Annotated in this window: 18 protein-coding genes and 1 tRNA gene; 8 read left to right on the forward strand and 11 right to left on the reverse strand. The window is 72.4% G+C overall.

All coding sequences use genetic code 11. The annotated features are described in order from the left end of the window. The first annotated feature begins 24 nt into the window (after positions 1-24). Positions 25-519, forward strand: coding sequence for a DinB family protein (locus AB6L24_RS31940; RefSeq protein ID WP_405661075.1), 495 nt, complete (start codon positions 25-27; stop codon positions 517-519). Positions 520-538: 19 nt separating this feature from the next. Here AB6L24_RS31940 and AB6L24_RS31945 read toward each other — a convergent pair whose 3' ends face one another. From AB6L24_RS31945 to AB6L24_RS31975, 7 genes are all read right to left on the reverse strand, one after another. Continuing rightward, positions 539-1,993 carry a penicillin-binding transpeptidase domain-containing protein gene (locus AB6L24_RS31945; protein ID WP_405661078.1) on the reverse strand — a complete coding sequence of 485 codons (1,455 nt, stop codon included), beginning with the start codon at positions 1,991-1,993 and terminating at the stop codon, positions 539-541. Then, positions 1,990-3,369 (reverse strand): FtsW/RodA/SpoVE family cell cycle protein, encoded by a 1,380-nt coding sequence (locus tag AB6L24_RS31950; RefSeq protein ID WP_405661081.1) that lies wholly within the window; start codon positions 3,367-3,369, stop codon positions 1,990-1,992. Before AB6L24_RS31950 ends, AB6L24_RS31945 begins: the two co-directional genes overlap by 4 nt. A 56-nt stretch (positions 3,370-3,425) precedes the next feature. Next, positions 3,426-3,791 (reverse strand): SH3 domain-containing protein, encoded by a 366-nt coding sequence (locus tag AB6L24_RS31955; protein ID WP_405661084.1) that lies wholly within the window; start codon positions 3,789-3,791, stop codon positions 3,426-3,428. A gap of 125 nt (positions 3,792-3,916) precedes the next feature. Beyond that, a complete protein-coding gene (locus AB6L24_RS31960; protein ID WP_405663480.1) occupies positions 3,917-5,122 on the reverse strand; it encodes an ATP-binding protein in 1,206 nt (401 codons plus the stop codon). 161 nt (positions 5,123-5,283) lie between these two features. After that, on the reverse strand, positions 5,284-6,117 hold the full coding sequence (locus AB6L24_RS31965) for a hypothetical protein (protein WP_405661087.1): 834 nt from the start codon (positions 6,115-6,117) through the stop codon (positions 5,284-5,286). Between the two features lie 69 nt (positions 6,118-6,186). After that, positions 6,187-6,948 carry a class F sortase gene (locus AB6L24_RS31970; RefSeq protein ID WP_405661090.1) on the reverse strand — a complete coding sequence of 254 codons (762 nt, stop codon included), beginning with the start codon at positions 6,946-6,948 and terminating at the stop codon, positions 6,187-6,189. Positions 6,949-6,972: 24 nt separating this feature from the next. Beyond that, positions 6,973-7,290, reverse strand: a complete 318-nt coding sequence (locus tag AB6L24_RS31975) for a hypothetical protein (RefSeq protein WP_405661093.1) — start codon at positions 7,288-7,290, stop codon at positions 6,973-6,975. Between the two features lie 256 nt (positions 7,291-7,546). On the opposite strand from AB6L24_RS31975, the gene AB6L24_RS31980 reads away from it, so the two are divergent. Continuing rightward, entirely contained in the window at positions 7,547-8,350 is an 804-nt protein-coding gene (locus tag AB6L24_RS31980) for a nuclease-related domain-containing protein (protein ID WP_405661095.1), read from the forward strand. Positions 8,351-8,431: 81 nt separating this feature from the next. Here the strand turns inward: AB6L24_RS31980 and ligD are convergent, their stop codons facing one another. After that, on the reverse strand, positions 8,432-9,331 hold the full coding sequence (gene ligD / locus AB6L24_RS31985; RefSeq protein WP_405661098.1) for a non-homologous end-joining DNA ligase: 900 nt from the start codon (positions 9,329-9,331) through the stop codon (positions 8,432-8,434). Positions 9,332-9,414: 83 nt separating this feature from the next. Between ligD and AB6L24_RS31990 the strand changes: the two genes are divergently transcribed. Continuing rightward, the gene (locus AB6L24_RS31990) at positions 9,415-10,542 is read left to right on the forward strand and encodes a Ku protein (protein WP_405661101.1); all 1,128 of its coding nucleotides are present in this window, start codon (positions 9,415-9,417) and stop codon (positions 10,540-10,542) included. 18 nt (positions 10,543-10,560) lie between these two features. Here AB6L24_RS31990 and AB6L24_RS31995 read toward each other — a convergent pair whose 3' ends face one another. Next, positions 10,561-11,364, reverse strand: a complete 804-nt coding sequence (locus AB6L24_RS31995) for a class I SAM-dependent methyltransferase family protein (RefSeq protein ID WP_405661104.1) — start codon at positions 11,362-11,364, stop codon at positions 10,561-10,563. Positions 11,365-11,522: 158 nt separating this feature from the next. Between AB6L24_RS31995 and AB6L24_RS32000 the strand changes: the two genes are divergently transcribed. Both AB6L24_RS32000 and AB6L24_RS32005 read left to right on the forward strand, forming a co-directional pair. Next, positions 11,523-12,341, forward strand: a complete 819-nt coding sequence (locus AB6L24_RS32000; protein ID WP_405661107.1) for an SAM-dependent methyltransferase — start codon at positions 11,523-11,525, stop codon at positions 12,339-12,341. A gap of 157 nt (positions 12,342-12,498) precedes the next feature. Further along, positions 12,499-12,570 (forward strand) — tRNA-Arg (locus AB6L24_RS32005). A gap of 206 nt (positions 12,571-12,776) precedes the next feature. Here AB6L24_RS32005 and AB6L24_RS32010 read toward each other — a convergent pair. Further along, entirely contained in the window at positions 12,777-13,337 is a 561-nt protein-coding gene (locus AB6L24_RS32010) for a dihydrofolate reductase family protein (protein WP_405661110.1), read from the reverse strand. Positions 13,338-13,505: 168 nt separating this feature from the next. Here AB6L24_RS32010 and AB6L24_RS32015 point away from each other — a divergent pair, with 168 nt between their 5' ends. Beyond that, a complete protein-coding gene (locus AB6L24_RS32015; RefSeq protein ID WP_405661112.1) occupies positions 13,506-14,408 on the forward strand; it encodes a LysR family transcriptional regulator in 903 nt (300 codons plus the stop codon). A 7-nt stretch (positions 14,409-14,415) separates the two neighbouring features. Here the strand turns inward: AB6L24_RS32015 and AB6L24_RS32020 are convergent, their stop codons facing one another. After that, a complete protein-coding gene (locus AB6L24_RS32020) occupies positions 14,416-15,012 on the reverse strand; it encodes an exonuclease domain-containing protein (protein ID WP_405661114.1) in 597 nt (198 codons plus the stop codon). A 163-nt stretch (positions 15,013-15,175) separates the two neighbouring features. On the opposite strand from AB6L24_RS32020, the gene AB6L24_RS32025 reads away from it, so the two are divergent. Together AB6L24_RS32025 and nrtL are read left to right on the forward strand one after the other, a co-directional pair. Continuing rightward, positions 15,176-15,712, forward strand: a complete 537-nt coding sequence (locus tag AB6L24_RS32025) for a response regulator (RefSeq protein WP_405663482.1) — start codon at positions 15,176-15,178, stop codon at positions 15,710-15,712. A 515-nt stretch (positions 15,713-16,227) separates the two neighbouring features. Then, positions 16,228-17,280, forward strand: a complete 1,053-nt coding sequence (gene nrtL, locus AB6L24_RS32030; protein WP_405661116.1) for an ArgS-related anticodon-binding protein NrtL — start codon at positions 16,228-16,230, stop codon at positions 17,278-17,280. Positions 17,281-17,287 lie beyond the last annotated feature (7 nt).

The raw sequence follows: 17,287 nt of genomic DNA on the forward strand, positions 1-17,287 counted from the left end.
CTAGTTGAGCTCTAGCGTGTGCGCATGACCGAGACCCAGGAACTCCTCGACGCCCTGCGTGAGCAGCGCCGCACCCTCCTCATCACGGCGCGCGGACTCACCGACGAGCAGGCCGCCACCCGCTCCACCGTCAGCGAGCTGACACTCGGCGGCATCGTGAACCACCTGACGCACGGCGAGCGCAACTGGACGCTCATCCTGAGCAGCGGCACCGGCGAGACCCCGCCCGGCATGTTCGACATGGACCAGTACAAGATGCCGCCGGGCGCCGGCCTGGCGGGACTGGTGGCCGCGTACGAGGCCGCCGCGCGCGCCACCGACGAGGCCGTGGAGCGCGTGGGGCTCGACACCGTCGTGCCGCTGCCCGAGGCGCCCTGGGAGCCGGGCGTCGTACCGCGGTGGTCCGTGCGCCGGATCGTGCTGCACCTGCTGCGCGAGACGGCGCAGCACTCCGGGCACGCGGACTTCCTCCGCGAGGCGATCGACGGCGCGAGCACCACGGCCCAGCTGGGCGACTAGGCACCCCGACCGGGCGGCCTCAGCGCAACGCCGCCTCCATCACGGCCTTCGCGATCGGCGCCGCGCTCCCGCCCCCGCTGATGTCCGAGCGGTCCGCCGACGCGTCCTCGACGACCACCGCGACCGCCACCGAGGGCTCCGCGTCGCCCGGCTCCTGGGCCCAGGCGATGAACCAGGCGTACGGGGTGCCCGCGTTGCCGATGCCGTGCTGGGCCGTGCCCGTCTTGCCGCCGACGGTCACGCCCTCGATCGCGGCGTTCCGTCCCGTGCCCTTCTCGACGACGTCCGTCATCAGCTCGCGCAACTGCACGGCGGTGCCCGGGTTCATCGCCTGCCGGAGCGTCCGGGTGCCGGTCGACGCCACCGTGTCGCCGTCGTCGGTCGTCGTCCGGTCCACCAGGTAGGGCGCCTTGACCGAGCCGCCGCCCGCCACGGCCGCCGAGACCATCGCCATCTGCAGGGGCGTGGCACGCGTGTCGTACTGGCCGATGGCGGACAGGGCGAGCTGCGCGTCGTCCACGGCGGTGTCGAAGGTGCTGGTGGCGACCGGGGAGGGGATCCGCAGGCCGGACGTGTCGAAGCCGAACTTCTTCGCCGTGCCCGCCATGGCGTCCTGGCCGGTGTCCACGCCGAGCTTGGCGAAGACGGTGTTGCAGGACCACTGGAAGGCGTACCGCAGGCTGGCGTTCGCGCACCCCTCGACCTCGTTGGCGAGGCGGGTCGTGGTGCCCGGCAGGGTGTAGGGGTCGGGGGACTTGGTGTCCGCGTCCAGGTCGGTGACCTCGCCCGCGTCGAGCGCGGCCGCCGCCGTCACCACCTTGAACGTCGACCCTGGCGGATAGGTCCGGCTGAGCGCCCGGTTGAGCATCGGCTTGTCCGGGTCGGCGTTGAGCCCGGCCCAGGCACCGGTCACGGCGCTGCCCGTGCCCGCCAGGCGCTCCGGGTCGTACGACGGCGTCGACACCAGGGCGAGCACCTTGCCGGTGGCCGGGTCGAGGGCGGCCACGGCACCCTTCTTGCCGCCGAGCCCGGCGTACGCCGCCCGCTGCACGGCCGCCCTGATGGTGGTGACGACCTCGCCGCCGGGGTTCTGGGCGCGGGTGATGTCGTTCCACAGGGGGAGCGGGGCCAGCATGGGGTCGGTGCCGGAGAGCACGTCGTCCTCGGCGTGCTCAAGGAACGTGGTGCCGTACACCTGCGAGGCGAAGCCGGTCACCGGGGCGTACAACGGGCCGCTGCGGTACGTCCGTTCGTAGCGGAGCTGCTCGCCGGTGTCCTTGGCGCCCGTCACGGGCTCGCCGTCCACGAGGATGTCGCCGCGCGGCTGGTCGTACCGGGCGATGGCGGTACGGCGGTTGGCGGGATTGCCGTCGTACGCCCGGGAGTCGACGACCTGCACCCGGGTCGCGTTCACGAGCAGGGCCACGAGCAGCAGCGCGCAGAACGCGGCGGCGTGGCGGATGTGGCGGGTCACGCCCTGACCTCCTTGGACTCGGCCCCGGACACCGGCAGTGGCTGGGCGCGCGCCGAGTCGCTGACCCGGATCAGGAGCGCCACGATGATCCAGTTCGTGACGACCGACGAACCGCCCTGCGCCAGGAACGGCATGGCCATCCCGGTCAGCGGGATCAGCCCCGTCACCCCGCCCGCGATCACGAACACCTGGAGCGCCACGATCGACGCGAGCCCGATCGCGAGCAGCCGCCCGAACGGGTCACGCAGCGCGAGCCCCGCCCGGAAGCCGCGCTCCACGAGCAGGGCGTACAGGAGGAAGATCGCCGCGAGCCCGGTCAGACCCAGCTCCTCCCCGGCCGTCGCCAGGATGAAGTCCGACTTCGCGGCGAAGCCGATGAGGATGGAGTGCCCGAGCCCGAGACCGGTGCCGAGCAGGCCCCCGGCCGCGAACGCGAACAGCGACTGGGCGAGCTGGTTCGGCCCCTCGCCCGCCTCGATCGACGCGAACGGATGCAGCCAGTCCTCGACCCTGCCGTGCACGTGCGGTTCCAGCGAACCCACCGCGAACGCCCCGACCGCCGCGAGCAGCAGGCCGACGGCGATCCAGCCGGTGCGCCCGGTGGCGACGTACAGGAGGATCACGAAGAGCCCGAAGAAGAGCAGCGACGTGCCGAGGTCGCGCTCCAGGACGAGCACGCCGACGCTGAGGAGCCAGATCGCCACGATCGGCCCGAGCACCCGCCCGGTGGGCAGTTGCAGGCGCTTGAACCTCCACACCTGGCGGCCCGCGTACGCGAGGGCGGTGCGGTTGGCCGCGAGGTAGCCGGCGAAGAACACCGCGAGCAGGATCTTCGCGAACTCGCCGGGCTGGATGGAGAATCCGCCGACCCGGATCCAGATGCGGGCGCCGTTCACCGCCGGGAAGAAGATCGGCACGATCATCAGGACCAGCGCGGTGACCACGGACAGATAGGCGTAGCCCTTGAGTACGCGGTGGTCGCGCAGGAGCAGGACGACGGCGATGAAGAGGCCGACGCCGATCGTCGACCAGACGAGCTGCGTGGGCGCGGCCCGGTCGCCGGGCGTCTCCAGGTCGAGCCGGTAGATGAGCACCAGGCCGAGGCCGTTGAGCAGCACCGCGATCGGGAGCAGCAGCGGGTCGGCGTACGGGGCCCGGCGCCGCACCGCCCCGTGGGCGAGCAGCGCGAGCACCCCGAGCCCGGCGCCGTAACCGGCGGCGCCGGGCGGGAGCGAACCGTCGTGGGCGAGCCCCACGGCGCAGTAGCCGTACACCGAGAGCAGCACGGCCACGACGATCAGCGCCAGCTCGGTGCCGCGGCGCCGCGGGACGCGGACAGCGGCGACGGTGGCGGGCTCCGCCGCTGTTCCGGTCATGCCCGGAACGTAGCAAGCGGTGGGCCTAATGTCCGGTTATGTCGCCGGTGTCCTGCTCAGCACCAGCGCGGCGCGGGCCCGATGTTGGCGATGTAGTGCGCGGCACCCCAGGCCCAGGTGCCGTCGGTGAGCAGGTACCAGCGGTCGTTGTGGTGCACGTACTCGCCGCGCGCCTTGCAGAAGATGTGCACGACCTTGCCGTACGGCTCGCTCCGGATGACCTTGCTGCCCCGCGTCGGCGCGTCCCGCAGGAGCAGCCCGGACTTGGCGGTGACCCGCCCCTTGTAGATCGGCGGATTGTTGTTCGCGTCGTCGGCGGCGGCGCCGGGCGCGGCGGTGAGGACGGTCGCGGCGGCGAGGGCGCCGCCGGCCACGAGTATGGAGAGCCGGGTGGCGACGGAGGAGCGGGTACGAAGGGCCATGAGGCCTCCTCAGGGAGCGGAAGGGTGACATCGCGACCGGTGCAAAGGCCGCGATGTCACGCTATGAGCGACACAAGGGGCACGCAAACGGTCACAGAAGGTGAAATTCAAGCCCGTCGCCGGGGTCAGCCCTCGTCCCCCACGCCGCCCGAGGCGACATGCGGGAGTGTGAGCGTGGCCACCGCCCCGCCGGACTCGTCCGCATGGGAGAACACAAGCCGTGCGCCAAGCACTTCCGCCTGCCCCAGCGCGATGGTGAGCCCGAGCCCGTGCCCCTTGGTGGTCCCCTCCGTACGAAACCGCTGAGGCCCGTGCTCGATGAGGTAGGCGGGAAACCCGGGCCCGTGATCCCGAACGGTGATCACGGGCCCGTCCACGGTCAAGGACACCGGCGGAGCCCCGTGCTTGAGGGCGTTCCCGACCAGATTCCCGAGCACCCGCTCCAGGCGCCGCCCGTCGGTCTCCGCCACGATGTCCCGCACGACGCGCACCTCGACCTCGGCCCCGGAAGCCCGCACGACGCGTTCGGCCAGGGGAGCGAGGAGGACCGCGTCGAGGTCGACGCGTTCGTTGCGCGAGTCGAGGCGGGAGATCTCCAGGAGGTCCTCGGTGAGCGTGCGCAGCGTCGCCACCCGGTCCCGGACCAGCTCGGTGGGGCGGCCCGGCGGCAGCAGCTCGGCGGCGGCGTGCAGCCCGGTGAGCGGGGTGCGCAGCTCGTGCGCGACATCGGCGGTGAACCGCTGCTCGCTCAGGAGCTTGCCCTGCAGCGACGAGGCCATCGTGTCCAGGGCGCCGGCGACGGTGGCCACCTCGTCCTGGTGGCGGCCGTCGTCGTGGGTGCGGGGGTCGTTGACGCGCGCGTCCAGGTCGCCCGCGCTGATGCGGCGCGCGACCCGGGCCGTCTGGTGAAGGCGCCGGGTCACCCGCGTCACCGCGAACGCCCCGACGAGCAGCGTCGCCCCGATGGCGAGCACCGACGAGCCGACGATGGCCCGGTCCAGCCCGTCGATGGTGCGGGCGCCCTGGGCGTAGTCGACCTGTACGGCGATGGCCCGGCCGCCGTCCGCGGGGCCCGCCGCCCACACGGTGGGCCGATCGTCGTGGTCGCCGACCATCGTGCCGCGCTCCCCGCTCACCGCGAGGTCGCGCAGCCGCCGCGGCAGGCCGGGCGGGTCGATGCCCACTCCGGGGCCGAGCCGCCCGCCCGCCTCGTACTGCTTGGTGGCGTCGTCGAGCCGGGTCAGGGCGCGGTCGCGGGCCTGGCCGACGGTCTGGTTGGTCACCGCGACATGGACGAGCACGCCGAGCAGCGCCGCGAGCGCGCAGCACATCACGGCGATGAACACCGCGGCCTTCCAGGTCAGCGTCGCGGTCCAGGCGGGCAGCCGGAACGGAAGGCGGGGCGGGCGCGGCAGCCGGGGGCCGGGGGCGCGGGTCGCGGCGCGGGGCGTGGCGCGGGCCTCGTTGTGGGGCGTGGCCCCGGAGTCGGCGCTCACGGACCCTCACCCGGACGGTCGTCGGCGGTCGGCCCCGCCGTCGGCGTCGGGCCCGGCGTCTCACCGGGGCCGGGGCCCGCGCCCGGGTCGGCCTCGGTGAGGGCGGGCACCTGGCTGCGGGCGCCCTTGGGGCGGGGCGCGTCGGAGGAGCGCAGGATCTCGTCGCGGGTGGGCAGCATCGCGCGCTGGTGCCGGTCCCAGGACCAGGCCGTGCGGTACTCGTAGCCGGGGATGCCGGAGACCGCGCGCACCACCAGGTCACGCCCGGCAAGCTCCACGCCGAGCACCGCGTCGGAGGTGCCCATGATCTGGGTGAGGTGCCCCTTCTCCATCGCGTAGACGCGGACGGCGAGCTGCTCCTCGGGCATCCGGATGCCGACGACGAGGTCGTCCTTCCCGTCGCCGGTGAAGTCGCGGTAGTACGCCTTGAGGACCGGGCAGTCCTTGGGCTCGCTGCCGCAGTCCTTGAGGGCCTCGACGGTTTCCTTGTAGAGCCCGTCGGGCCCGCTGTAGACGTCCGGGTTCGCGGCCACCTCCGCCCGGACGATGGCGACGGGGTTCACCTTGTGCAGATCGCCGCCGGGCACCTTGACGCCCTCGACCTCCTCGGTGTCCGCCTCGCCGTAGTCACCGACCGGCGACGACGCGGGCGGCAGGTCGGGCCACAGCCGGGTGGGGCCGACGGCCGTCGGCGTGGCGCCCGCGCTCCGCAGGTCGCCGGGGTCGCCGCAGCCCGCCGCCAGTCCGGTCGCGGCCAGCGCGAGGGCGCCCGCGGCGAGCACGCGTCGGCGTGCGGGCCTCGGGCGGCTCGGCCTGCGGCTGCGGTTCAACTGGCACTCCTGCTCGCGGGGGCCGGGCGCGGGGCTTCGGCGCGGGGCCGGGGGTGCCCGGACGCGGCCTCACCGCACGAGGTCGGCGTAGAGAATGATGTTGTCGGTCCGGTGACCGTCCTTGATCGGGCCGCCGCAGGTCAGCAGGCGCAGCTCCGGGCGGTCGGTCGCCCCGTACACCTTATGGGTTGGAAAGTCTTCCTTGCCGACCTGCTGGATCGCACGCACCTTGAACGTCGCCGTGGTGCCGTCCGCCCGCGGCACCATGATCCGGTCACCGGCCCGCACCTTCGCGACGTTCCGCATGAGCGCAGGACCGTGCACCGTGTCGTAGTGCGCGACCACGACCGCAGCGCCCTTCTGGCCAGGGGTGACACCCCCCGTCCACCAGCCGGGCAGCTCCGCCTTCGAGGCCGGCGGCACCTGCAGCGCCCCGTCCTCGCCGATGCCGAGGTCGAGCATCCCCGTGGCGTCCACGCCCGCCGCCGGGATCCGCAGACCCGTCGGCCTCGACTCCGCCATCGGGGGCGGCGCCTGCTTGGCCCGCGTGGTCGTGACGTTCTTGACGGCCACATCGGGGGCGGGGTCGCCGGAGCCGCCGCCCTGCCCGCAGGCGATGAGGCCGACGCCGACGGCGGCGGTGAGGGCTGCCGCGGCGGCGATGCGGCCGACGGGAGTGGCGCGGCGCGGCGGGCGGGGGCGGTCCGTGGGGTGCGTGTGGTCCAGAGGGTCTGGGTGGCCTGCGAGGCGCGTGTGATCCGCGGGGCTCGGGTGGTCCCAAGTGTTCGGGTGGGCGTCCTGCTCGGCCTCGCCGGGATTGGGGGTGTGCACGGGGGCTCCTTGGGGGTGTGCCGGTCAGGCGTCCGTGCGCCCGCGGCGCATCATCGCGAAGCCGAGCCCCGCCGCGCCCGCGGCCGCCATGGCCCCGCCCGCCACGATGAACGCGGGATCCCCGGCGTCCCGCACCCCGGTGGCACCCGCCTTGACGCCGCCCTCGGGAACGCCGGCCACCCCGTCGTCGAGGCGGGCCGAGGTGGCCGCGGCGGGGGAGTGCGGGGCGGTGCCGGACGGCGACGCGGCGAAGGCGGCCGTGGCCGGGAGCAGCAGCGCGCCGCCGGCGAACGTGGCGACGGCGGCGGTGCGGAGGGCCGAGGTTCGGCGACGATTGCTCACGGTACGTTCCTTGCGCTCTGCTGCGGGCAGTGACAAGGACGACGCTAGGTGTCCGCCGTTGCGGCGGTTCGGCGACTGTGTAACAGGGGGCCATAGCTGTGCGAGCGGTGCCGTTACGGGACGGGCGGGGTCATGGCGTACGAACCCGCCCGGGGTGGCGAACACAGGGCGGATCGCCCCCGACTTCCGCGGAGCCCTGTCAGCTTCTTGCCGGAGCGGTGCCCGGGCTGCTCCCATGGTCATGGGGTGATGGGGCATGAGCGGACTGCGTGTCGTACCGGCCTGGAGGCACGGTCAGGAGCGGCTCTACGTATGCAGGCCGGACGGCGGCAACGTGGCCTGGTACGACAGGGACACCGCCCGCGTGAACCTGCTGAGCGCCGACCGCGAGGCCGACGTCCTCGACGCCCTCGGCCCGTTCCTGACGGGCAACGTCACGGTGGGGCCACCGCCCGTCCCCACCCCCGCTGAGCTGGCCAGGCTCACGCTCCACCCCGACGACGACCTCGCCCCGAACCGGCCCGGCGAGGCCCTGCGCGTCGACCTGGACCGCGACCCGCCGCCCGCGCGCAGGCTCCGGTCCGACCCCCGGCACCGGGCGCTCGCGGCGCAGACCGCGGTCGGCGACGCCCTCGACCGCCTGGACGCGGTCGGCTGGCACACCCTGCACTCGGTCGGCCTCCCCGGCGGCCGCCGCGTGGACCACCTCCTGATCGGCCCCGGCGGGCTGTTCTGCGTCCGGGCGTTACCGGCCCGCAGGCAGCGCGTGCGGGTGGCCGACCCGATGGTGGCCGTGGGGCGCGGCCAGGCGGGGCCGCTGCTGCGGGAACTGCGGGCGGACGCCGGGCGGGCGTCGTTCGCGCTGACGGCGGAGGTGCGGGCGGTGCTCGTGCCCGTGGGGGCGGTGGACGTGGAGGTCGCGGCGCCGCCCCGGGAGGTGCGGGTGCTCCGCGAGGAGGACCTGCCGGCGCTGGCCCGCACGGGCGGGGTCCTCAAGCCGGCGGACGTCGAGGCACTGCACGCGCTGGCCCGCGACCGGCGGACATGGAACCGGGTGTGAGGGGGCGCTGGGCGCCGGGCCGGGCGGGCTGAGCCGGACGGGGGTGCGGGAGCTGGGCCGTGGGCTGAGCCGGGCCGGGGCTCACCCCGGCGGCGGCAGCACCCCGCCCCGCTCCGGGTCCAACAGCGGCCCCAGCAGATCCCCGTACCGCTCCAGACGCCCCCCGACATCGGTCGCCAGGAACATCAGCAGCCCCGGATCCCGCCGCTCCCGGCACGCCTCCACCTCGTCCCAGGTCACCGGCGTGGACACGGTCGGCTCGGTCCGCGCGCGCAGGGTGTAGGGCGTCGCCGTGGTCTTCGCCGCGGCGTTCTGGCTGAAGTCGACGAACACCTTCCCCGGCCGCAGGGCGCGTGTCATCCGGTGCACCACGAGCCGCGGCAGCGCCTGCTCGGCGGCCACGGCAAGGCCCTTCGCGTACGCCGTGACGTCCCCGCTGGGCGTCGGCCGCAGCGGCGCGAGCACGTGCAGGCCCTTGCTGCCCGACGTCTTGACGCACACCGGGAACCCGTCGGCCACCAGCCGCTCCCGCAGCCACAGCGCCGCCTCGCAGGCCTCCACGACGCTCGCGGGCGGCCCCGGGTCGAGGTCGAGCACGAGCCGGTCGGCGAGCCCGGGCGCGTCCGTCCGCCACTGCGGCGTGTGGAACTCCGTGACCAGGTTCGCCGCCCACATCAGCGTCGCCAGGTCCTGCACGACGATCTGCCGCGAGACCCCGTCCGACCGCCGTACCTCGGCCGTCCGCACCCAGGTGGGCGTACCCGGCGGCACGTTCTTGGCGAAGAACCGCTGCCCGTCGGGCCCGTCCGGGAAGCGCAGGAAGGACACGGGCCGGTCGCGCAGATGGGGGAGCAGGGCCCACGCGGCGGTGGCGTAGTAGTGCAGCACCTCGCCCTTGGTGAAGCCGCTGTCCGCGTAGAGCACCTTGTCGAGATTGCTGAGCGCGAGCCTTCGCCCCTCCACCTCGGTGATGGGCGTCATACGATGAGAATCCCACGAAACCAGGACGAAAGCCCCTCCCTCCCCAGGTCTCCCCTTCCCCGAGCTGCCGAAAGGTGCTCCACATGCGGTCCATATGGAACGGCGCCATCTCCTTCGGCCTGGTCAGCATCCCGATCAAGCTCGTGAACGCCACGGAGAACCACTCGATCTCCTTCCGCCAGATCCACACGGAGGACGGCGGCCGCATCCGCTACCGCAAGGTGTGCGAGCTGGAGGACCGCGAGGTCACGAGCGCGGAGATCGGCAAGGGGTACGAGGACGCGGACGGCTCGATCATCCCGATCACGGAGGACGACCTGGCCGCCCTGCCGATCCCGACCGCGAAGACCATCGAGATCGTCGCCTTCGTCCCGGCCGACCGGATCGACCCCCTCCAGATGGACACGGCGTACTACCTGTCGGCCAACGGAGTCCCCGCCGCCAAGCCGTACACCCTCCTGCGCGAGGCGCTGAAGCGCAGCCGGAAGGTGGCCATCGCCAAGTTCGCCCTGCGCGGCCGCGAACGGCTCGGCATGCTGCGGGTCGTGGAGGACGTGATCGCGATGCACGGCCTGCTCTGGCCGGACGAGATCCGCGCCACCGACTCCGTCGCACCGGACACCGAGGTCAAGGTCCGCGACGCCGAACTGGACCTGGCCGACGCCCTGATGGACACCCTCGGCGAGGTGGACCTCGACACCCTGCACGACGACTACCGCACGGCCGTGGAGGAGATGATCGCCGCGAAGGTCGAGGGCGGCGGGACCTACACCCCGGCCCCGGCGGCCGAGCCGGGCGGCGGCAAGGTCATCGACCTGATGGCGGCGCTGGAGAACAGCGTGCGGGCGGCGCGGACGGCCCGCGGCGAGAAGTCCGGCGCGGACGGGGACCAGGAGCGGGAGGCCGAGGTGACGTCTTTGCGCTCGCGTACGACGAAGTCGGCGGCCGGGAAGACGTCTTCCACCCGGAAGTCGACCCCCGCCCGCAAGTCGTCCCCGGCGGCCCCCAAGCAGGTGGGCGGCAAGAAGTCGACGGCCAAGACCGCGTCGAAGGCCAAGGCGGCGGCCCCGAAGAAGAGCACGACGAAGAAGACGGCAGCGAACGCCCCCACGAAGTCCGCCACCAAGTCCACCGCCAAGTCCACGGCGAAGAAGACCGCGTCGAAGAAGTCGACGACACCGAAGAAGACGACGAAGCGGGCGTCGGCGTGACAGACGCCCGCGGCGAGCTCACCCGGACGTCCCGCAGACCGTCACCGTGAACAACCCCACCCCCTCCCGCCGACTGGCCACCGCACCGAACCCGGCGGCGCGCGCCCACCCCTCGGTCTCGACGACGTCCCGGCACTTCATCACCCACAACTGCCCGTCCCTGTTGGGCAGGACGTTGGCGATGAAGTCGAGCTGGGGATGGCGGGTCTGGGTGGTGAAGACGAGGGTGCCGCCCGGCGCGAGCAGCGCGCGAAGGCGCTCGATGGAGGCGCGGATGACGTCGTCGTCGAGCAGCAGCTCGTAGAGCCCGGACACCACGATGACGTCCGGAGGACCGGCGTCCGGCTCCTTGGGGTCGAGCGCGTCCCCGGTCTCGTACGAGATGTTGCTGATCCCGCGCTCCTGAGCGAGCCGCTCGCCCTGCCGCAGCCCGGCCACGGCGAGGTCCCGGCACACGACGCGCACCCGCCGGGGCCCGTGCGCGGCGGCCAGGTCCTGGAGGTAGCGCCCGGGCCCTGCGGCGACGTCGAGGACGAGGACTTCACGGTCGGGCCGCGCGGCGACCTGCTCCCGCAGCACGTCCTGAAGCAGCTCACGCCGGGAGCGGATGGCGCGCCACCCGACGGCGTTCAGGTACACGCGATCCACGAGACGCCCGAGTCCAAGAACGCCATGGGCACGATTCACGTACACGTAGTCGAGCATGGTGCCGCTGTCGAAGCCGTGCCGATAGCCGATCCGGACGCCCCGCGAGGACCGTCCGACGGTGCTCAACAGGCCCCGCATCACTGCCCACTTGAGGTCGCGCAGAGGTTTCGTCATGCCCGCAAGAGTCGTGCCGCGAACCGTCGACGGGCATCCGCAGTGGTACTCGGACCCGCCTGAGTACCCCCGCTCCCGACCCCCCTGACCTGGTGCCCACTTGCTAGGTTGCGAGTTGATCGCACGGCCGAACGGCCCAAGCACCGCAGGAGGTCCCCGTGTCAGGCTCCGACCCCAGGCTCGACTCGTCCGCCGAGATACGCGCGCGGATCGACACGAGCAAGCCGCACTCGGCGCGCTTCTGGAACTACTTCGTGGGCGGCAAGGACAACTACGAGAAGGACCGCGAACTGGGCGACCAGATCAAGGAGATCTTCCCGGGCCTGGTGGACGTGGCCCGCACCAGCCGCCACTTCCTCGGCCGTGCCGTCCGCCACCTGGCGGGCGAGCAGGGGATCCGCCAGTTCCTGGACGTCGGCACGGGCCTGCCGACCGCGGACAACACGCACGACGTGGCCCAGCGCGTCGCCCCCGACTCCCGCATCGTGTACGTGGACAACGACCCCCTGGTCCTGGCCCACGCCCGCGCGCTCCTGACGAGCACGCCGGAGGGCGTCACGTCGTACATCGACGCGAACATGTACGAGCCCGAGGCGATCCTGGCGGCCGCGGGCGAGACCCTGGACCTCTCCCAGCCCGTGGCCCTGATGATCCTGAACACCCTCGGCCACGTCTCCTCGTACGACGAGGCGCGCGACCTCGTGAACCGCCTGATGGCAGGACTCCCCTCGGGCAGCTACCTGGTGATCAGCGACTCGACGTCCACGAGCGAGGGCATGATCGCGGCGTCGGACGCGTACAACAAGAGCGGCGCGATCCCCTACTACGTCCGCAGCGTCGAGGAGATCACCGGCTTCTTCGACGGCCTCACCCTCACCGACCCCGGCGTGACCCAGGTCACCCACTGGCGCCCGGACCCCACCACGGACACCACGGTCGCAGCCGACGCCTACGCAGGCGTCGCCCGCAAGCCCTGACCCCCTCCCCACCCCGCCCGGGGCGCCCCGCAGGGCCCCGGGCGGAACTCCCCAGGTACCGCACCAAGCCCCCCGGACGCTGCACAAATACCCGTTCATGCCGACCCCCACGAAGCTGGTAGGGTTCTACCCGTCGCCGCCACACAGCGGCCGACACGCCCCCGTAGCTCAGGGGATAGAGCAACGGCCTCCGGAGCCGTGTGCGCAGGTTCGAATCCTGCCGGGGGCACTCGCCAGACCACACCTGAACGTTCAGGTGCGACCAGGGCGGATGCCGAAAGAAGAGGGCGGGAGTCAGTCTTACTGACTCCCGCCCTCTTCTTTGTGTCCTACCGTGCCCCTCTCGCCGCGTCGGCGGCTTCTCGCTTGCGGTCAGGCGCCGCATGCCTCATAGTATCGATGCGAGACGATACGGACCGTCTCGTTTCGTGGATTTCAGGGCTGGGGAGCTTCCCCGCGAGCCGGAGCGTAGGTGAGGACCACGACGCCGGTGTCGAGGGTTTCGGTGCGGAGGTGCTTCAGGCGGTGCTGGAAGCTGTCGGAGGCGAGGGTTCCGCCGCCGGCGATCACCGGGTGGACCCAGAAGTGGACCTCGTCGAGGAGGCCGTGCGTGAGGAGGGTCTTGGCCACGGGGCCGAAGCCGTACATGAGGATGTCGGCGCCCGGCTGCTCCTTGAGGGCGGCGATGGCCTCGACGGCGCCGTCCTGGGGGATGACGGTGGTGGGGCCCCAGTCGCCGCCCGTGAGGGTGGAGGAGACGACGTACTTGTCGATGCTGTTCATGCGGTCGGTGAACGCGTCGGCCCCGGCTCTCTTCGACCACGCCGGCTCGAAGTTCACATAGGTCTCACGCCCCATCAGCAGGGCGTCCGCGGCGAACAGCAGCTTGTTCGCGTACCGCTCGAGGTCGTCGCTCCAGTAGTCGAAGGACCACTGGTCGAGCTTCTCGATGTCGCCGTCGAGGGACACGTACGTGGAGTTGACGATTTTGCGCATGGCAGAGCACTTCCTTGGAGTGAGGGACGGCGATCGCGCCGCCGTGCAACTCAGCATCGGAGAACAGCGAATCGGCCAGCAAGGCCGGAAAGGACCACGCTCCGTTGAGCCTGGCTACACGAAGACGACTTGGCTGTACGAAGACGAGAGGAAGGATGAGAGGAAGGCATGCTGGAACGGCTTGAGTTGGAGGCGTTCCTGACGCTGGCGGAGGAACTGCACTTCGGCCGTACCGCGGCACGGCTCCATGTGACGACGAGCCGCATCAGCCAGACCATCAGGAAGCTGGAGCGCCGAGTCGGCGCGCAGCTGTTCGTGCGCAACAGCCGGAGTGTGACGCTGACCGAGGTGGGCGCGCGGCTGCGGGACGACCTGCTGCCCGCGTACGAGCAGATCGGTCTCGGGCTCGCGCAGGCGATCGCGAGCGGTCGGGGCGTGCGGATCGAGGGAGTCCTGCGGGTCGGCTGGTCCGGGCCGTGGTGCGGAAACCTCGTGGTGCGGGCCGCGGAGCTGTTCCGGGCCCGGCACCCAGGCTGCGAGGTCGAGATCCTGGAGGTCCAGCTCTGCGACCCCCTCGGCGGCATGCGGGCAGGCACCATCGACGTACAGGTGACGGAATTCCCCATCGACGAACCGGACATCACCACCGGGCGGCTGGTCTTCGCGGAGCCGCGGTCGCTGATGGTTCCCGGGAGTCATCCGTTCGCGCGCAGGAAGTCCGTCTCGCTCGAAGACCTCGCTGACGCCGCGCTGGTCACGCTCGCCGACGCCGACATCCCCCGCTACTGGATGGACCGTTACTACCCCCGCCGCACCCCCGCGGGTCGCCCGATCCCCCGGGGGCCCGCGACGAAGTACTGGTCGGAAGTCCTGCTCCACGTCGCCTCCGGTGTCGGTGTCAGCACCGTCGCCGCGCGCGGCGAGCAGTTCTACACCCGGCCGGGCATGGTGTTCGTGCCCTTCCACGACGCCTCGACGGTCGACTACGGCCTGATGTGGCCGACGGCGAGCAGGAAACCTCTGCTCCGTCCCTTCCTGGACGTCATCGACGAGCTCGAGCCGCCGATATGACGGCACGTCAGAGGAACGCCGCGGGCAGAGAGGCGCTACGGGCATGCAGATGCTTCAACGCCACGGCGAAGGAATGGCAGTCGAAGAGAGCCGAATGCTCCCTGCCCCCCGCCGCAGGCTCGGGGAGACCGAAGACCTGCCACAGACGGCCCACGTTGGAGGTCGCCGTCTCCGGGGCGACGGTGTTCAGCCAGGGGCGGACGTTGAGGAAACCGGCGGTCAGGAAGGAGCTCTTGATGGGCTCGCCGCGGGCTCGGGCCCAGGCGACGTTCTCGCCGAGGACGACCATGTCGTTGCCGTAGGAGAGCACGGACTGGCCCTGGCAGAAGGACAGGAAGTCGCCGAGGGCCTCGGCCGGTGGGAGGCCGTCCCGATCCACCGACTCCTGGTCGATGCCGGTGAGTTCGGTGAAGTACGGGGACAGGCGCGGGTTCATCACCGGGTGGACCAGGGCCTCGTACTCCTCGACGACGGAGAAGTCGTGGCGCAGGCGCAGGGCGCCGATCTGGACGATCTCGCGGTACTGGCCAGGTGCCGACCAGTCCTGCTCGAGTGCTTCCGGCCATGTCGTGAATTCCAGGTCGAATACAACGAAGGTTGACATGACGGCCTTTCCCTGTGGTCGGCCTCCCGCTGGCGTTGCGGAGCGTATCGCCCGGCCGGGCGGGCCTGGCGGATTCCCGTGTGGTGCGTGTGCTGCGTGGGGCGTCGCCAGCGGGCGTTCGTGTGTTCGGCAACACGGTGTCGTGCTCGGTGGGCGGGGGCCGGTGCGTCCGCCCTGGTCCGGACCTCGGCGGTCCGCTGCGGCTCCCCCGCAAGTGGCAGAAGTAGGCAAAACCCGGACGCGATGGCGGCTGTCGACCTACTCTCGAGTTGTGCCAGGCGCGTCCGGCCGTGTGCTTGTTGTTGACGACAACAAGGTCATCCGGCAACTGATCAGGGTCAATCTCGAGCTGGAGGGCTTCGAGGTCGTGACCGCGGCCGATGGTGCCGAGTGTCTGGATGTCGTCCATCAGGTGCGGCCCGATGTGGTGACGCTCGATGTGGTGATGCCGCGGCTCGACGGGCTTCGGACGGCGGCGCGGTTGCGGTCCGATCCTCGGACGCGGGGGCTTCCGCTGGTGGTCGTGAGTGCTTGTACGCAGTACGAGGTCGAGGCGGGGATCGAGGTCGGGGTCGACGCGTTCCTGGCGAAGCCGTTCGAACCGGCCGAGCTCCTCGGCATCGTCCGACAGCTGGTCGACCGGGGCCGGGGCCCCCGCGACTGGACCCCGGACCCCTCGGCGGTCCCGGGCTGCCCCTAGCCCACCGGGGCCTCGACGCGCCGCTCTGCCGATCTGGGGGGTGCCCCACCCCACGCATCAAGAGCCCCGTCGGCCTGGGGCCGTGCCGCTCCCCTCACATCAATGTGACCGTTGGCCTGGGCTGTGCCCACCCGTGCCGCCCCTGGCGGCCCAGCTGCCCACAGGGCAGGACGGCAGGACTCGCCCCACCTGACCGAAAGCCGAACGGGGAACCCCCACCGAACCGATCCCCGCCATCCGAACCGGAGGGGACGTGCCGGTATGTCCGCGCGCAGCTCGGCCCACCACGAGGGGCGTACACAAGACGTAGGCGACGCCACACACGCGAGCACGGACATACCGGCACGGCCCCGCACCCACGCACCGGACAGAGGGCGAAGAGACCGCACCCCCCACCGGACCGAGGGCGAAGAGGCCACGGCCACCCACCGGCCGGAGGGCGAAGGACCGCGGCAGAGGCGCCCCCGCCAGAAACCCCGGCGCACCCCACCCCCCACCTCCCATACCCTTGTCCCGTGACCCCGGCACAGCTCTCCCGTACCGTCCTGCGCGCCATGCGCCGCGCCGTGGACGCCGGGGAGCTCAGCGCCACCGTCCCGGACGACGCCCACGTGGAGCGGCCGAGGCCGGGCGGCACGGGGGACTACGCGACGAACCTGGCGCTGCGGATCGCAGGAGAGGCGGGCGCACCCCCGCGCCGCGTCGCCGAGCTGCTCTCCGCCCGCCTCACCGCGGAGCCCGGCATCGCCCACGCCGAGGCCACAGGACCGGGCTTCGTGAGCATCACCCTGGACCCCCACGGCACCCCCGCCCTAGTGGCGGAGATCCGCGAGCGGGGGGAGCACTACGGACACGTGGTCCCGGACACAGGCGCCATCGTCCAGCTCCACACCCCCCACGACCTGCGCGCCCTCGTCGTGGCCGACGCGGCACGAAGGATTCTGCGCTCGCAGGGCGCCCTCGTACGCGTGACGAGCGACGAGGCGCCGGACGAGCGGTGGGTGGAGGTCGCGGGGGTGCGCGTGGACGCGTACGGACGGCCTACGACACCCCTGACGACCCTCCGCCCAGTCCCTCCGACGCCCGGCGCCCCCGACCCCCTGGACCTGGGCCCCGACGCAGCCCGCTGGGCCCTCCTGCACCCCGCCCCCCACGACCGCCCCCACACGGGCCCCGAGCAGCACCTCGCCCAGCACGAGTCGAACCCCCTGTTCCGCATCCGGTACGCGTACGCACGCACCCGCGCGCTCACGCGCAACGCGGCCGACCTAGGCTTCACAGCGGCTCCCGGAGCGACCGACGCGTCCGCGCACGACCTCCTGGGAGCCCTGGGCGACCACCCCACCGTCCTGGCGACCGCAGCCCGCCGCCACGCCCCGGACCGCCTGACCCGGCACCTCGTCCGGACCGCCGACGCCTTCCTCGCGCAGGCCCACACGGTGCTGCCGCTCGGCGACGAGAAACCCTCGGCCGCCCACCGCTCCCGCCTGGCGCTCGCCGAGGCCGCGGGGACGGTGCTCGCAGGCGGCCTGTCCTTGCTCGGCATCAGCGCGCCCGAATACTTGTGAGACGAGA

The sequence above is a fragment of the Streptomyces sp. RK9 genome, assembly GCF_045070545.1.
Classification (GTDB): Bacteria; Actinomycetota; Actinomycetes; order Streptomycetales; family Streptomycetaceae; genus Streptomyces; species Streptomyces alboflavus.

Coding starts and splice junctions, on each gene's coding strand:
- AB6L24_RS31990 (WP_405661101.1), top strand. CDS start 9,415: ATGCGGTCCATATGGAACGGCGCCATCTCCTTCGGCCTGGTCAGCATC.
- AB6L24_RS31950 (WP_405661081.1), bottom strand. CDS start 3,369: ATGACCGGAACAGCGGCGGAGCCCGCCACCGTCGCCGCTGTCCGCGTC.
- AB6L24_RS31980 (WP_405661095.1), top strand. CDS start 7,547: ATGAGCGGACTGCGTGTCGTACCGGCCTGGAGGCACGGTCAGGAGCGG.
- ligD (WP_405661098.1), bottom strand. CDS start 9,331: ATGACGCCCATCACCGAGGTGGAGGGGCGAAGGCTCGCGCTCAGCAAT.
- AB6L24_RS31995 (WP_405661104.1), bottom strand. CDS start 11,364: ATGACGAAACCTCTGCGCGACCTCAAGTGGGCAGTGATGCGGGGCCTG.
- AB6L24_RS31960 (WP_405663480.1), bottom strand. CDS start 5,122: ATGTGCTGCGCGCTCGCGGCGCTGCTCGGCGTGCTCGTCCATGTCGCG.
- AB6L24_RS31940 (WP_405661075.1), top strand. CDS start 25: ATGACCGAGACCCAGGAACTCCTCGACGCCCTGCGTGAGCAGCGCCGC.
- AB6L24_RS32020 (WP_405661114.1), bottom strand. CDS start 15,012: ATGTCAACCTTCGTTGTATTCGACCTGGAATTCACGACATGGCCGGAA.
- AB6L24_RS31955 (WP_405661084.1), bottom strand. CDS start 3,791: ATGGCCCTTCGTACCCGCTCCTCCGTCGCCACCCGGCTCTCCATACTC.
- AB6L24_RS32015 (WP_405661112.1), top strand. CDS start 13,506: ATGCTGGAACGGCTTGAGTTGGAGGCGTTCCTGACGCTGGCGGAGGAA.
- AB6L24_RS32010 (WP_405661110.1), bottom strand. CDS start 13,337: ATGCGCAAAATCGTCAACTCCACGTACGTGTCCCTCGACGGCGACATC.